The sequence below is a fragment of the Streptomyces thermospinosisporus genome, from assembly GCF_039526425.1.
Lineage (GTDB): Bacteria > Actinomycetota > Actinomycetes > Streptomycetales > Streptomycetaceae > Streptomyces > Streptomyces thermocarboxydovorans.
On sequence record NZ_BAAAIZ010000011.1, the window covers coordinates 100,836 to 116,805 of the forward strand.

The window sequence follows — 15,970 nt, forward strand, 5'->3', positions numbered from 1 at the left end:
GGAGTTGCCGTCGTGAACGAGCAGGCCGACTGGAGCGAGGAAGACGCTCCCGCATCGTCGGGAAGCGGTTCCGTCACGCCCGCCGACGCCGCCGACGCCGCGCGGCTCGTCGCCTTCGGGCTCCAGCCCAAGCTTCAGCCCGCCCGCGACCAGGAGTACGCGGACCTGCTGCGCCGCTACCGGGAGGACCCCTCCTTCGCCCGGATCGCGGACGCCGTGGCCACCGGGCTCGGACTGATCGTGCTGGAGGTGTCGCCGCGCGCCGGAATGGCCGTCACCGCCGCCGAGGACTCGGTGTTCGCCGTTCGCATGAGCGACTACGCGCGGCGGACCTCCGCCGACGGCGGCGACCGGTTCCTGCACGGACTGGCCCATCTCGCCGTCGCCGCCATGGCCTTCCCGCGCCCCGAGGACCTCGCCGACGACGGCTACATCGGCCGGGTCACCGTCAACGGCGTCGACGCCTTCGTCCGCCAGGCCTGCCGCCGGCTCGAGGAACGCGCGGCCGAGCAGGGCGAGAACACCGACCCGGTCAGCGACGCCCCCGGGCTCGAGGCCGCCTGGCGGGTCTGGGCCAGACGCAGCGCCACCGGCGCCACCAAGGACGCCCGCCGGCTCGCCGGCTCCACCACCGGCATCGTCGCCAAGGCCGTCGGCTTCCTCACCGACTCCGGCTTCCTGCAGCGCACCGGCGACGACAACGGCGGCACCTACCGCACCACCGCCCGCTACCAGCTCCAGGTGCGGGACATGGCCGGCAGCGCCGCCATGGCCGAACTGCTGGAGCTGGGCGTCGTACCGGTCACCGACGGCACACCGACCCTGCTCCCGCCCGAGGACGGGGACGACCTGGACCTGGTCGCCGACGCCGGCCTGCCGTTCCACTCGTCCTGACCCGTCCCACCACCCGCCGAACACTCCCCGTCTCACCCAGCCTTACGAGAGTCCGCCATGTACGAGCTGTCCCGGGTCCGCCTCTACTCCATCGGACCCGCCGGTGCGCGCTACGCCGACACCGTGCTTGACCTGCGCGGTGTGGGCGACCCCGTGCCCGACCCCGCGCCGACGCAGGCGGAGTTCTTCGAGGAGGAGCCCGCCGGCCCGCCGCGCCGGCCCGCGCCCGCCGGTGTGCTCTTCCTGGAGAACGGCGGCGGCAAGTCCGTTCTGCTCAAGCTGATCTTCTCGGTGATGCTGCCGGGCCACCGCAACACCCTCGGCGGCGCCAGCTCCGGAGTGCTGCGCAAGTTCCTGCTCGCCGACGACTGCGGCCATGTCGCCCTGGAGTGGCAGCACGTGCAGACCGGCGAGTGCGTCGTCGTCGGCAAGGTCAGCGAATGGCGGGGGCGGCAGGTCTCCAACGACCCGCGCAAGTTCGCCGAGGCCTGGTACTCCTTCCGGCCCGGCCCCGGACTCAGTCTGGACAACCTGCCGGTCGCCGAGTCGACCGCGGTGCGGCCGCCCGCCGAGGGCCAGTCCGGCGCCCGCGGCAGACGGCGCACCATGAAGGGCTTCCGGGACGCCCTCGTCGAGGCGGGCCGCACCTACCCGCATCTGGAGGTGCACTGGGAAGAGATCCACGAACGCTGGACCGAGCACCTCGGCGACCTCGGCCTCGACCCCGAACTCTTCCGCTACCAGCGGGAGATGAACGCCGACGAGGGCGAGGCGGCCGGACTCTTCGCGGTCAAGAAGGACTCCGACTTCACCGACCTGCTGCTGCGCGCGGTCACCGACACCCGCGACACCGACGGACTGGCCGACCTGGTCAGCGGCTTCGGCCACAAGCTGGGCCGGCGCGCCGAGCTGATCGCCGAACGGGACTTCACCGCCGGGTCCGTCGACCTGCTCGGCCGGATCGTCGAGGCCGCCGACGCGCGGCAGCGCGCCCGGGAGATCCACGCCGGCGCCGAGCGCCGCACCCGCACCCTCGCCCGCCGGCTCTCCGCACGCGGCGCCCAGGAACGCCTGCGCGCCGCCGATCTCGCCCAGCGCGTCACCGCCGCCGCCTACGCGGTGACACACGCCGAGGCAGGCAGGGAACGCAGCGCCCTGATCGCTGCCGAACTCGCCTACCGGCACGCCTCCCTGGCCCTGGCCGCCGCCGAGAAGGCCGCCGCCGCGCAGAAGCGGGAACTCGCCGACGCGCGGACCCTGTACGCGGCCTGGCAGGCCGCCGAGGCTGTGCTGCGCCACCGCGCCGCCGCCGACCGCGTGGCCAGAGTCAGCGCCGCCATCCAGGAGGCCGAACGGGACGCGGCGCCCGCACTGGCCGCCCGGGCCAGGGCCGCGACCGACCTGGTGCGCGCACTGCACGCCGCCGCGCAGAACGCGGAGAACCTCGCCAACGAGCAGGAGGAGCGCTCCGCCGCCCTCCAGGAGGTCAGCGACGCCGCCTACCGCGACTCCACCGCCGCCGCCACCGAGGCCCAGCGGGCCCGCAGCGAGATCGGGCACCTGCGGCAGCGGCTCGCCGAGGTGCAGCAGGAGACCGCCGAAGCCGTCCGTGCGGGCTGGCTGGACGACAGCGCCCCCGACGCCGACCCGGCCCGCGCCGCACTCGCCGCCAGCGACGCCGAGAAGACCACCGTCGCCGCCTGGGACGCCGCCCGCGAGACGGCCCGCCGGACCGCCGAACAGGCCCGCGAGGCGGCCGCCGCCGAGACCCGGGCGGAGCTGACGGCCGGCCACGCCGCCGACGCCGCCACCGCGGCCCGCCGCGCCTATGAGGCCGAGTACCGCACCGCCCAGGCGCTGGCCGAGGAGGAACGCCTGGCGGAGCTGCTCAACCTGCCCGGCGCGCCCCGCCCCGGAGTACCGGCACAGCGCACCGACTCGCGCGAGACGGCCGACGGCGCCGGGAACCGGCCGGCGGCGGCCCCCGGAGCCGACGGCACCGCACCGGCCCACTCCGCCGCGGCCGATCCGGGGAACGGGCCGCTCAGCGCCGAGGACCTCGACCGCTTCGCCGACGAGCTGCGCGAACTCCTCGACGATGCCGTCTCCTCCGCCGAACGGCAGCTGTTCGACCTGCGCACCGCCGCCGCCGACGACGCCCGGATCCTGGGCGCCCTGGGCGACGGAGGTCTGCTGCCGCCCGGACCGGACGTGCTCGCCACGGTCGAGTTCCTCGGCGAGCACGGCATCCCCGCACTGCCCGGCTGGCGCTACCTCGCCCAGGCCGTCGACCCCGCCGACCACGCCCGCGTGCTGGCCGCCCGGCCCGAGCTGGTCGACGGCGTGATCATCACCGACCCGGACTCCCACGCCCGCGCCCGCGAGGCGCTCAGCGACGCAGCGCTGCTGCCCCGCTCCGCCGTCGCCGTGGGCACGGCCGCCGCGCTGCTCGCACCCGCCCCCGCGGCGGACGCCGGCAGCGGCGACGTGTTCCTCGTCCCGCCGAACCCGGCCATGCACGACGAGCACGCCGCCGACGAGGAACGCCAGGCCCTGCGCGCCCGCGCCGCCGAACGCGACGAGGAGATCCGCGCGCTGGCCGCACGGCTCGGCAAGGACCGGGAACTGGCCGCCCGGCTCGCCTCCTGGCGCACCGGCTGCCCCGCCGGCCGGCTCACCGAGCTGGCCCGCGCCGCGCACGACGCCCGCGTCTTCGCCGAGGAGGCCGAGGCCGAGCTGGCCGAGGCACGCACCCTCCGCGCGGAGGCCGAGGAGGCCGCCGCCGAGGCGGCCCGCGTCCGCGACGAACGGCAGGAGGCCGCACAGAAGGCCCGGCGCGCCGCCGACGCCCTCGCCGGGCTCGCCTTCCGGCTGCGCGAACGCGCCGGCTGGCAGGCCCGGATGCGGGAACTGGCCGACGAGGCCGCCGAGGCCGAGGCCCGCGCCCAGGAGTGCCTGGAACGCGCCCGCGCCGCCGACGAGGACCGCCGCGCCGCCCAGCGGGCCGCCGACGACGCCCGCCGCACCGCCCGGGCCCTGCGCGCCGAGCGCTCCGAGATCGCGGGCGCCCCCGACGACGTGCCCGAGGACGGCGCCGACGACGCGCAGGCCCCCCAGGCGTCACTTCCCGCGCTGCGGGAGGCCTACCGGGCGGCCTCCCAGGTCTACGAGAAGGTCGGCGTCGGCGCCGACCTGCGCGCCGAGCAGGCCCGCGCGGAGAGCGACGAGAGCGCGGCCCGCGCGGAGCTGGACCGGCTCAGCAACAAGGTCCGCACCCGCGCCGAGCAGCTCCTCGAATCGCCCGATGGCGCCGACGGCCCCAGCCGGCAGGCCGCCGCCGCCCGCGCCGAGGAACTGGTGCAGCTCCTGGAGTCCCGCGCCTCCAGCGCCAGCGAGCAGCTCGGACGGCTGCGCGGCGAGGCCGAGCGGCTCGCCCCCGAGGAGGGGGAGGCCCACACCGAGCTGCCGGACGAGCTGGTTCCGCGCGACGCCGAGCACGCCCAGGCCCTGCTGCGCACCGCCACCGCCGAACTCGCCTCCCGCACCGAGGCCCTGCAGCAGGCCCGCGAGACGCACGCCGAACTCCTCGAGGCCCACCGGGCCGCCGAGGACGCGGCCGGTGCCTTCGACGAGATCGCCGCCCTGCTCCGCGACCTGCTGCGCGACAACGCCGCCGAGGAGGAGCAGGACGAGCCCGAGCCGTACCCGGGCAGCCTGGAGGACGCCCGGCAGGCCGCCGCCGAGGCCCGCCGCTCGCTGCGCGGCTGCGCCGCCGACCTGTCGGCCGCCGAGTCCGCGGTCCGGGAGGCCTGCGACGTGCTGGTCCGGCACGCCAACTCCACCCGCTTCGAACAGGTCCGCACCCCCGCGCGGCAGCAGATCCGCGAGCTGCCCGCCTCCGCGCTGCCCGAGCACGCCCGGCGCTGGGCGGAGGCCTTCGCGCCCCGGCTGCGGGTGCTCACCGACGAGCTGGAGCAGCTGGAACGCAACCGCGACTCGATCGTGGACCGGCTCCGGGGCCTCGTCGAGTCCGCCCTGGCGACGCTGCGCTCCGCTCAGCGCCTGTCCCGCCTGCCCGAGGGGCTGGGCGAGTGGTCGGGGCAGGAGTTCCTGCGCATCCGCTTCGAGGAGCCCGACCAGGCCACCCTGACCGAACGCCTCGGCGAGGTCATCGACGAGGCGACCCGCGCCGCCGTGAAGAAGAACTCCGACCTGCGGCGCGACGGCATGTCCCTGCTGCTGCGCGGAGTGGCCGCCGCCCTCCAGCCGAAGGGCGTCGCCGTCGAGATCCTCAAGCCCGACGCGGTCCTGCGGGCCGAACGCGTCCCCGTCGGCCAGATGGGCGACGTGTTCTCCGGCGGTCAGCTCCTCACCGCGGCGATCGCCCTGTACTGCACCATGGCCGCGCTGCGCTCCAACGACCGCGGGCGCGACCGGCACCGGCACGCCGGAACGCTGTTCCTCGACAACCCCATCGGACGGGCCAACGCGACCTATCTGCTGGAGCTCCAGCGGGCCGTCGCGGACGCGCTCGGTGTGCAGCTGCTGTACACGACGGGCCTGTTCGACACCACGGCGCTCGCGGAGTTCCCGCTGGTCATCCGGCTGCGCAACGACGCCGACCTGAGGGCCGGGCTGAAGTACATCAGCGTGGAGGAGCATCTGCGGCCGGGGCTGCCCCAGCCGCCGCAGGCGGGGGAGGCCGTGCACAGCGAGATCACGGCCACCCGGATGTTCCGGCGCCCGGCACCGGCAGGACCGCAGGGATAGACACTCAGGCGCCCGGCACGGCAGGACCGCAGGGCTGGACACCGTACGGCTTCTGGCTGGTCGTCAGGTCTGTCAGAAGCCGTACCCCATGCGGCGGGACAGCTCGGCCGCCGCCTCCACCGTCCGCCCGCCCAGCTCGGGCAGTCGTGACTCGCTCAGCCGGTACACCGGCCCCGAGACGCTGATCGCCGCGATGACCTCCCCGTCGTGCGAGCGGACCGGAGCCGCCACGGCCGCAAGCCCCAGCTCCAGCTCCTCCAGCGTCGAGCCGTAGCCGCGCCGCAGGGCCTCCTCCAGCTCACCCCGCAGCACCTCCGCCCGGGTGATCGTGCGCTCCGTGAACCGCTCGAGCGGGCTGGCGAGCTGCTCCTCCCGCAGGGCGGGCGGCAGATGGGCCAGCAGCACCTTGCCGCTGGCCGTGGCATGCAGGGGAGTCCGGCGGCCCAGCCAGTTCTGCGCGGTGACCGCCGCCGTGCCACGGGCCTGCATGATGTTGACGGCCGCGTCGCCGTCCAGCACCGCGAGGTTCACCGTCTCACCCAGCTCGTCGGCCAGCTCCCGGCAGACCGGCACGCCCTCCTGGGAGATGTCCAGCCGCAGGGCCGCCGCTCCGGCGAGGCGCAGCACGCCCGCACCCAGGTAGTACTTGCCCCGGTCCTTGGCCTGGGCCACCAGGCCCCGTTTCTCCAGGACGCCCAGCAGCCGGAAGGCCGTGGACTTGTGCACGCCCAGTTCGTCCGCGATCTCGGTGACGCCGGCCTCGCCGCGCCGGGCCAGGATCTCCAGCACGCTGACCGCACGGTCCACCGACTGCACGGCGCTCGCCGCGCCCTTGGCCTGCATGGCTCGCCCCTCACCCACCTGCCGGCCCGGTCCTGGCCTCGTCTCCGGGAACCGCGTGACGCGACCTCGCCCCGCCGGTTCTGTTGCACATCACGCATCACTGTGCGCCATACGAAGCGACAGTAAGCAACAGTAAGCAACAGTACCGGGGTGGCGGGAAGCCGGAAGAAGCGAGGAATGCCGGGCCGCAGCCGTCACGAGTGGGAGAGCTGGCCCGCTCCGCCGCCCCGGCGTATTCGGCCCCGCGCCCGCTCGGCGGCGCGCTCCTGACGACGCGCCCGGCGCCGCTCGCGCCGCAGCGCACGCGCCGTGCTGCTGGGCTCGGACACCACGCCGTGCCGCTGGCTCCACACCTGGCGCGTCACCCAGACGTCCAGGACCGCCCAGGTGGCCACGATGGTGCTCACCACACTGCTGAGCACCATCGGGAACGCCAGCCACGACCCGGCCAGGGTGCACAGGAACGCCACCATGGCCTGAATCAGTGTCACCGCGATGATGAGGACCGCCCGCACCGCCGCCGTCCGCACCGGGTCCGGCAGCCGGCGCCGACGCGCGGGCTCCTCGACCCACAGTGGCCGGTGGTAGGCCTGCTCGTGGGCGCCCGTGAGCACGCTCCCGTCCGGCTGTCCGGTCTCGCCGCCCGGCATCCCGTCGTCCCGCCGGACGGCGTCACCAGCGACCTTGACCCGCTCCGCCGGGGCAGCGCCCCGGCTCGGCTCCTCGGTGCGCGATCGCGTCGTCACCCGCGTCGCCGCGGCGTCCTCGGGCGCCGTGCGCCGCTCAGCCGTGCCCATCACCGTGTCACTCCCCACCGCCGGCAGACCTTCACCCGGGTCCCGAAGACCCGACTCCCCTCTGGCTGCCCGGCTTGCGCTGTTTTACGCCGTCCCGGTGCGTGATTCGGCTCCTGTGACCGATTCCGCCCCCATGTCTCACAGAGAAGGACGAACGGTGCGACGTGAAGATTCCCAGCCGCGGAATTTTTCGGCCAACCGCCACCGCACCGCCAAGCCACTGCGTGACCTGCCACGCAGGACGCCGGGAGACAATCTCCCGCAATGCCCGGACAACTCCGTATGTCTCGCCTCCCCCGCGCCAGTTCGCGCTCCGGACGGCCCTTCGAATTGACTGCGGCTCGGTAGTAGGCTCGCGCCGTTTGTTGACGCACACGTGTACCCCCGGCCGGCCGGGGGCCGAGCTGGGGGAGGCCATGCGCTTTCGCGGGAAGTCCATCCGCCGGAAGATCGTGGCGTTGCTGCTCGTGCCGCTGGTGTCGCTGACGACCATCTGGGCCTTCACCACAGTGCTCACCGGCCGCGAGGCGAGCCACCTGTTCGACGTGTCCTCGGCGATGGAGAAGGTCGGCTACCCCGTCGAGGACACCGTCCGCGTCCTGCAGCAGGAGCGCCGCCAGACGCTGGTCTACCTCGCCGACCCCCGCGCCTCCGACGGGCTCGCCGCGCTGCGCCGCAGCCGGGTCGCCACCGACAAGGCCGTCGGCAAGGTCCGGGCCAACGCCTCGGATCCGGACGTGCGCGAGGCGCTCGGCGGGGACACCGCCGAACTGGGCGCGGTTCTCGACTCGTTCGGCGGCATCGATTCCCTGCGGCGCAGTGTCGAGGACGGCACCGTCAACCGCTCGCAGGCTCTTGACCTCTACAACAAGCTGGTCGACCCCTGCTACGCCCTGCTCGCCCATCTGCATGTGGTCGACGAGGTGGCCCTGGACAAGGAGTACCGTGCGCTGGTCAATCTCGCCCGAGCCCGCGAACTCCTCTCCCGTGAGGACGCCCTGCTCGGCTCCGCGCTGATTGTCGGCAGGCTGTCCGCCGCCGAGGTCCGCGACGTCTCCGATCTCATGGCGCAGCGGACCATGCTGTACGACGTCGCCGTGCCCGAACTGCCCGCCTCGGAACGCGAACGCTACGAGTCCTTCTGGAAGAACGCCGCCTCCGCTCCGCTGCGCGTGGGAGAGGAGGCCGTGGTCTCCTCCGGCGCCGGCGTGCCGCGCGGGGTCACGGCCAAGGGCTGGGACACCGCCGCCGGCAAGGTCCTCTCCGAGCTCGGCACGCTCAACGACCAGGCCTCCGACCGCTATCAGGACCGCGTCCGCCCGGTCGCCATGGGCGTCATCACCCAGGCCGTCGTCGCCGGTGTGCTCGGTCTGATCGCCCTGCTGCTGTCCCTGTTCCTCTCCGTGCGCATCGGCCGAGGCCTCATCCGCGACCTGCGCCAGCTGCGCATGGAGGCCCACGAGGCGTCCGGGGTGCGGCTGCCCAGCGTGATGCGCCGCCTGTCCGCCGGAGAACAGGTCGACGTGGAGACCGAGGTCCCGCGCCTGGAGTACGACAAGAACGAGCTGGGCGAGGTCGGCCAGGCCCTCAACACCCTGCAGCGCGCCGCGGTGGAGGCCGCCGTCAAACAGGCCGAACTGCGCGCCGGGGTCTCCGAGGTCTTCGTCAACCTCGCTCGCCGCAGCCAGGTGCTGCTGCACAAGCAGCTCACCCTGCTCGACGCGATGGAGCGCAGGACCGAGGACACCCAGGAACTCGCCGACCTGTTCCGCCTGGACCACCTGACCACGCGGATGCGCCGCCACGCCGAGGGCCTGGTGATCCTCTCCGGTGCCGCACCCTCCCGCCAGTGGCGCAAGCCCGTCCAGCTCATGGACGTCGTCCGTGCCGCCGTCGCCGAGGTCGAGGACTACGAACGCATCGAGGTGCGCCGGCTGCCGCGGGTCGCCGTCACCGGGCCGGCGGTCGCCGACCTCACCCACCTGGTGGCGGAACTCCTGGAGAACGCCACCGTGTTCTCCCCGCCGCACACCGCCGTCCAGGTCCTCGGCGAGCGCGTCGCCAACGGCTTCACCCTGGAGATCCACGACCGCGGCCTCGGCATGACGGCCGAGGCACTCCTGGACGCCAACCTGCGGCTCGCGGAGACCCCGGAGTTCGAACTGTCCGACACCGACCGGCTCGGCCTGTTCGTGGTCAGCCGGCTCGCCCAGCGGCAGAACGTCCGGGTGTCCCTGCAGCCGTCCCCCTACGGCGGGACCACCGCGGTCGTCTTCATCCCGGACGCGCTGCTGACGGACGACGCCCCGGACACCAACGGCGTCGGCTTCCGTCTCGACCGGCCCCGGCTCACCAAGGACAAGAAGCCGGAGGAGAGCCGCCGCGCCGCGCTCTCCCAGGTGCCCGTCCAGCTGCCGGGGCTGCCCGCCTCCCTCCTGAACGGCCCGGTCGAACTGGAGGCCCCCGTCGACCTGGACGCGCTCGACGACCTCGACGGCGTGCTGGGCGACGACGACAGCGCCGGCGGCGGCCTGTTCCACCCGCACCGGTCGCGCCCCGGGGACGAGCTTCCCGGCCGCCGCGCGCAGCCCCCGGTGTCCGGCCCGCGTGAGGCAGGGGACGACACCGCTGACGACGAGGTGCCCGCCCCGGTGCCGCTGCCCCGGCGCGGCACACCGAAGCTGGTCAGCTCCCACGGGCGGCCGGTCCGTGACGAGCGGACCCGGCGCGGGCGCGATGAGGAGGAGACCACCGGATCCTCCGCACACACCGATCTGGAACCCGCGCCGCCGCTCGCCGCCCGGCGACGGAGCGACAGGCGCGGGCAAGGCTGGGGCACCGGACGCCCGGGCGGCCCGGAGCCCGTCTCCCCGGCCCCGTCCGGCACCGACCGCCCCGTGTCCGGCGAGGGAGAGGCGGACGGAGACGTACCGCCGCCGCTGCCCTCGCGCCGCCGGGGAGCCCCCGGAGCAGGACCACGCGCGGTCGAACCGCCCGCCCCCACCGCGTCCCGACGCGACTCCGACGGGCCCGCACCCCTTCCCGGCCTGCCCCGGCGCAACCGCCGCCACACGGACGAGCCGGACGACCCGGACACCGTCCCCACGACACGCAACGCCCCCACCACGGCACCGGACGCCATCACCGCACCGGGCGCCCCGGGGACGGGCGGCGCCGCGACGGACCCCGGCCGCAACCGGCCCGGCGCGGACACCGGGCGGCCGGACGCCCCGGAGGCCGTAACCGAACGGCTCGCGGCACTGCCCCGGCGCGTGCGGCAGGCCAGCCTCGCCCCACAGCTCAAACACAGCGCCCCACGCAACGACGACCCTCCGCAGCCCGTCGAACGGGATGCGGAGGAAGTGCGCAGCCGTATGGCCGCGCTGCAGCGCGGCTGGCAGCGCGGCCGCGCAGAGAACGCCGTCGCCGACGACTCAGGCAGCGGCACGGCACCACGACGAACGACTCACGGCACCACGACGAACGACTAAGGGGGACGGTCGATGACCGCACCGAAGGCCACCGGCCACACCGCGGACGACAAGGGGGAGCTGAACTGGCTCCTCGACGACCTGGTGGACCGCGTCGCCAGCATCCGCAAGGCCATCGTGCTCTCCAGCGACGGTCTGCCCACGGGAGTCTCCAAGGACCTGACCCGGGAGGACAGCGAGCATCTGGCGGCCGTCGCCTCCGGCTTCCACAGCCTCGCCAAGGGCGTGGGCCGCCACTTCGAGGCCGGCAACGTACGCCAGACCGTCGTCGAGCTCGACGAGGCGTTCCTGTTCGTCACCGCCGCCGGCGACGGCAGCTGCCTCGCCGTCCTCGCGGACGCCGACTCGGACGTCGGCCAGGTCGCCTACGAGATGACCCTGCTCGTGAAGCGGGTCGGCGCACATCTGGGTGCCGCTCCGCGCACCGATCTGCCCGCCGGCGGGTAGTGAGATGACATGAGCGCTGACGGTCAGGGAAGAAGCCACTGGTTCGACGACGAGGCCGGACCGGTCGTCCGTCCGTACGCCATGACGCGCGGCCGCACCACCAGTGCGGCCCAGCACCGCCTCGATCTGATCGCGGTGGTCGTCACCGAACCGGACGCGGACGACCCGGAGACGGACCCCACGCTCGCCCCCGAGCACGTGGAGATCGTCGAGCTGTGCCGCCGCACCCCGCAGACGGTCGCCGAACTCTCCGCCGAGCTCGATCTGCCGGTCGGCGTGGTGCGGGTCCTCGTCGGGGACCTGGTGGACACCGAATTCGTCCATGTGAACCGGCCGGTACCCCCGGCCGAGCTGCCGGACGAGAGTATTCTGCGCGACGTGATCAACGGCCTCCGGGCGCTGTGACCGGCGCGGAAGCGGGGTAGTGACGTGGCAGGCTGGCAGTTCTGGGTCGACCGGGGCGGCACCTTCACCGACATCGTCGCGCGGCGCCCCGACGGACGGCTGCTCACCCACAAACTGCTGTCGGACAACCCGAGCCGGTACGCCGACGCCGCCGTCGCCGGCGTCCGCGCCCTGCTCGGCGACTCCGGCGGCCCGGACGGGACCGACGAAACCGGCAGCATCGATCACATCGACAGCATCGACAGCATTGTTGATGTAGTCCGCATGGGCACCACCGTCGCCACCAACGCGCTGCTGGAGCGCAAGGGCGAACGCACCCTGCTGGTCATCACCCGCGGCTTCCGCGACGCGCTGCGCATCGGCTACCAGAACCGCCCGGCCATCTTCGCCCGCCGCATCGAGCTGCCCGAGCAGCTCTACGAGCGGGTCGTCGAGGTCGACGAACGCATCGCCCCCGACGGCACCGTGCTGCGCGCCCCGGACCTGGCCGCCCTCGCCGGGCCGCTGCGGCAGGCGTACGACGACGGCATCCGCGCCATCGCCGTGGTCTGCCTGCACAGCCACCTCCACCCCGCCCACGAGCAGGCCATCGGCGAACTCGCCGCCCGCATCGGCTTCCCGCAGATCTCGCTGTCCAGCGAGGTCAGCCCGCTGATGAAACTCGTCCCGCGCGGCGACACCGCCGTCGTCGACGCCTACCTCTCGCCGGTGCTGCGCCGCTACGTCCGGCGCGTCGCCGACGAGCTCCGGGGCGTGCGGCTGATGTTCATGCAGTCCAACGGCGGACTCGCGGAGGCCGGGCAGTTCCGCGGCAAGGACGCCATCCTCTCCGGCCCGGCCGGCGGGATCGTCGGCATGGCCCGCCTCTCGCAGCTGGCCGGCTTCGACCGCGTCATCGGCTTCGACATGGGCGGCACCTCCACCGACGTGTCCCACTTCGCCGGCGAGTACGAACGCGTCTTCAACACCCGGATCGCGGGCGTCAGGCTGCGCGCCCCGATGCTCGACATCCACACCGTCGCCGCCGGCGGCGGCTCCGTCCTCCACTTCGATGGATCCCGCTACCGGGTCGGGCCCGACTCGGCCGGCGCGGACCCCGGCCCCGCCTGCTACCGCAACGGCGGCCCGCTCGCCCTCACCGACGCCAACGTCATGCTCGGCCGCATCCAGGCCGACCACTTCCCGAAGGTGTTCGGACCCGACGGCGACCAGCCCCTGGACACCGGCCTGGTCCGCGAACGCTTCACCGCCCTCGCCCGCGAGATCCGCGAGCAGACCGGCGACGACCGCACCCCCGAGCAGGTCGCCGAGGGCTATCTGCAGATCGCCGTCGCCAACATCGCGGCCGCGGTGAAGCGGATCTCGGTCCAGAAGGGCCACGACATCACCCGCTACGCGCTCACCACCTTCGGCGGCGCCGGAGGGCAGCACGCCTGCATGGTCGCCGACTCCCTCGGCATCCGCACCGTCCTGGTGCCGCCCATGGCCGGCGTGCTCTCCGCCCTCGGCATCGGCCTCGCCGACACCACCGCCATGCGGGAGCAGTCCGTCGAGGCGCCCCTGGAAGCCGACGCCATGCCCGGCGTGCACAAGACCGCCGACGCCCTCGAGGCCGCCGCCCGCGACGAACTCCTCGCCGAGGACATCCCCGCCGACCGCATCGAGGTCACCCGCCGCGCCCAGCTCCGATACGACGGCACCGACACCACCCTCACCGTCGAACTCACCGACCCGGACACGATGCGACGGGCCTTCGAGGAACGTCATCGCGCCACGTACTCCTTCACCCTCGACCGCCCGGTCGTCGTCGAGGCCCTCTCCGTCGAAGCCACCGGTGTCACCGATCCCCCCGATCTCTCCGCCCTGTCCACCTACACGGGCCGTCCCGCCGAACCCGTCACCGTCCGCCTGCACACCGGCGGAGCCTGGCGCGACGTACCCCTCCACCGCCGCCAGGACCTCCCTCCCGGCCAGACCGTCACCGGGCCGGCGATCATCGCCGAGGACGGATCCACGACCGTCGTCGACGACGGCTGGCGGGCCGCGACCACCCGGGACGGGCATCTGGTCATGGAACGCGTGGCGGTCACGCAGAGTTCCGAACTCGACACGGAGGTCGATCCGGTCCTCCTCGAGATCTTCAACAACCTCTTCATGTCCATCGCCGAACAGATGGGCGCCCGCCTGGAGTCCACCGCCCAGTCCGTCAACATCAAGGAGCGCCTGGACTTCTCCTGCGCGCTCTTCGACCCCGACGGAAACCTGGTGGCCAACGCCCCGCACATCCCCGTCCACCTGGGCTCGATGGGCACCAGCGTCAAGGAGGTCATCCGCCGCCGCGGCTCGTCCATGCGCCCCGGCGACACCTACGCCGTCAACGACCCGTACCACGGCGGCACCCACCTGCCCGACGTCACCGTGATCACCCCGGTCTTCGGCGCCGCCCCCGATGGCGGCACGGAGAGTGACCGGAAGGTCCTCTTCTACGTCGCCTCCCGCGGCCACCACGCCGAGATCGGCGGCATCGCCCCCGGCTCCATGCCCGCGAACAGCCGCACCATCGAGGAGGAGGGCATCCTCTTCGACAACTGGCTGCTCGCCGAGAACGGCCGCTTCCGCGAGGAGGAGACCCTCCGACTCCTCACCGAGGCGCCCTACCCCTCACGCAACCCGGCCACCAACCTCGCCGACCTGCGCGCCCAGATCGCCGCCAACCAGAAGGGCGTCGACGAGGTCGGCCGCATGATCGAGCACTTCGGCCTCGACGTCGTCCAGGCCTATATGAAGCACGTCCAGGACAACGCCGAGGAGGCCGTCCGGCGCGTCATCGACGCCCTCGACGACGGCGAGTACGCCTACGAGACCGACTCCGGCGCCGTCATCCGCGTCCGCGTCCGCGTGGACCGGGAGAACCGCAGCGCCACCATCGACTTCACCGGCACCTCCCCGCAGCTGGCCACCAACTTCAACGCGCCGTTCTCCGTCGTCAACGCGGCCGTGCTGTACGTCTTCCGCACCCTGGTCGCCGACGACATCCCGCTCAACGACGGCTGCCTGCGCCCCCTGCGGATCATCGTGCCGCCCGGGTCCATGCTGGCGCCCCGCCCGCCTGCCGCGGTCGTCGCGGGCAACGTGGAGACCTCCCAGGCCATCACCGGCGCCCTCTACGCGGCGCTCGGCGTCCAGGCCGAGGGTTCCGGCACCATGAACAACGTCACCTTCGGCAACGCCCGCCACCAGTACTACGAGACCGTCGCCTCCGGCTCCGGCGCGGGCGACGGCTTCCACGGCGCCCCCGTCGTGCAGACCCACATGACCAACTCCCGGCTCACCGACCCCGAGGTCCTGGAGTGGCGGCTGCCCGTCCGGCTCGAGGAGTTCTCGGTGCGCCGGGGCAGTGGCGGCGCCGGACGCTGGCGCGGCGGCGACGGGGCGGTGCGCCGCATCCGGTTCCTGGAGCCCATGACCGTCTCCACCCTGTCCCAGCACCGCAGGGTCCCGCCCTACGGCATGGCCGGCGGCGAACCCGGCGCGCTCGGCGCCAACCGGATCCACCGGGCGGACGGCACCGTCACCGAACTCGCCGGAAGCGACTCGGCCGACGTCCGCCCCGGCGACGTACTCGTCATCGAAACCCCCGGCGGCGGGGGATACGGCCCGCCGCCCGACCCCCATCACGCAGGAGAAGAGATCGATGATCTTCGGGCGTTCTGAGCGCGGCAAGCCCCCGGTCGAGCCCGTCACGCTCAAGATCCTGGTGGCCGGCGGCTTCGGCGTGGGCAAGACCACGCTGGTCGGAGCGGTCAGTGAGATCAGGCCGCTGCGCACCGAGGAACTGCTCACCGAGGCGGGGCGCCCGGTCGACGACCTCAGCGGTGTGGAGGCCAAGCACACCACCACCGTCGCCATGGACTTCGGACGCATCACCCTGCGCGAGGACCTGGTGCTGTATCTCTTCGGCACGCCCGGCCAGGAGCGCTTCTGGTTCATGTGGGACGAGCTGTCCGAGGGCGCCCTGGGCGCCGTCGTGCTCGCCGACACCCGGCGCCTTCAGGACTGCTTCGCCGCCGTCGACTACTTCGAACGGCGGGCCATACCCTTCCTGGTCGGCGTCAACCGCTTCGACGGAGCCCCGCGTTACCCCGTGGAGGATGTCCGGCAGGCCCTCGACCTCGACGACCATGTGCCCCTGCTGCTGTGCGACGCGCGGGACCGCGAGTCGGTCAAGGAGGTCCTCATCGGCGTCGTCGAGCACGCCATGCGGCAGGGGGCACAGCGCCGCGAGGCGGTCACCACCTGAACGGCACCGCCACCTGAACGGCA

General features: G+C 73.7%; 9 protein-coding genes. 7 read left to right on the forward strand and 2 right to left on the reverse strand.

Annotated features, from left to right (window positions below):
- Positions 1-12 precede the first annotated feature (12 nt).
- Positions 13-894, forward strand: a complete 882-nt coding sequence (locus ABD207_RS06230) for a hypothetical protein (RefSeq protein ID WP_344010677.1) — start codon at positions 13-15, stop codon at positions 892-894.
- Between the two features lie 57 nt (positions 895-951).
- Complete coding sequence (locus tag ABD207_RS06235; RefSeq protein WP_344010678.1) at positions 952-5,664, forward strand: hypothetical protein; 4,713 nt, start codon at positions 952-954, stop codon at positions 5,662-5,664.
- A gap of 72 nt (positions 5,665-5,736) precedes the next feature.
- Here the strand turns inward: ABD207_RS06235 and ABD207_RS06240 are convergent, their stop codons facing one another.
- Positions 5,737-6,507, reverse strand: a complete 771-nt coding sequence (locus tag ABD207_RS06240; RefSeq protein ID WP_344010679.1) for an IclR family transcriptional regulator — start codon at positions 6,505-6,507, stop codon at positions 5,737-5,739.
- A 194-nt stretch (positions 6,508-6,701) separates the two neighbouring features.
- Entirely contained in the window at positions 6,702-7,304 is a 603-nt protein-coding gene (locus ABD207_RS06245; RefSeq protein WP_425580631.1) for a hypothetical protein, read from the reverse strand.
- A gap of 416 nt (positions 7,305-7,720) precedes the next feature.
- Between ABD207_RS06245 and ABD207_RS06250 the strand changes: the two genes are divergently transcribed.
- From ABD207_RS06250 to ABD207_RS06270, 5 genes are read left to right on the forward strand one after another with little or no spacing between them, the layout of a single operon-like run.
- On the forward strand, positions 7,721-10,795 hold the full coding sequence (locus tag ABD207_RS06250; RefSeq protein WP_344010681.1) for a sensor histidine kinase: 3,075 nt from the start codon (positions 7,721-7,723) through the stop codon (positions 10,793-10,795).
- 12 nt (positions 10,796-10,807) lie between these two features.
- Positions 10,808-11,242, forward strand: coding sequence for a roadblock/LC7 domain-containing protein (locus ABD207_RS06255; RefSeq protein ID WP_344010682.1), 435 nt, complete (start codon positions 10,808-10,810; stop codon positions 11,240-11,242).
- 9 nt (positions 11,243-11,251) lie between these two features.
- Complete coding sequence (locus ABD207_RS06260; protein ID WP_344000797.1) at positions 11,252-11,647, forward strand: DUF742 domain-containing protein; 396 nt, start codon at positions 11,252-11,254, stop codon at positions 11,645-11,647.
- A gap of 24 nt (positions 11,648-11,671) precedes the next feature.
- Positions 11,672-15,361, forward strand: coding sequence for a hydantoinase B/oxoprolinase family protein (locus ABD207_RS06265; RefSeq protein WP_344010684.1), 3,690 nt, complete (start codon positions 11,672-11,674; stop codon positions 15,359-15,361).
- Positions 15,342-15,947, forward strand: a complete 606-nt coding sequence (locus ABD207_RS06270; RefSeq protein ID WP_344010685.1) for a GTP-binding protein — start codon at positions 15,342-15,344, stop codon at positions 15,945-15,947. The genes ABD207_RS06265 and ABD207_RS06270 overlap by 20 nt, the downstream gene beginning before the upstream one ends.
- The last annotated feature ends 23 nt before the right edge of the window (positions 15,948-15,970 follow it).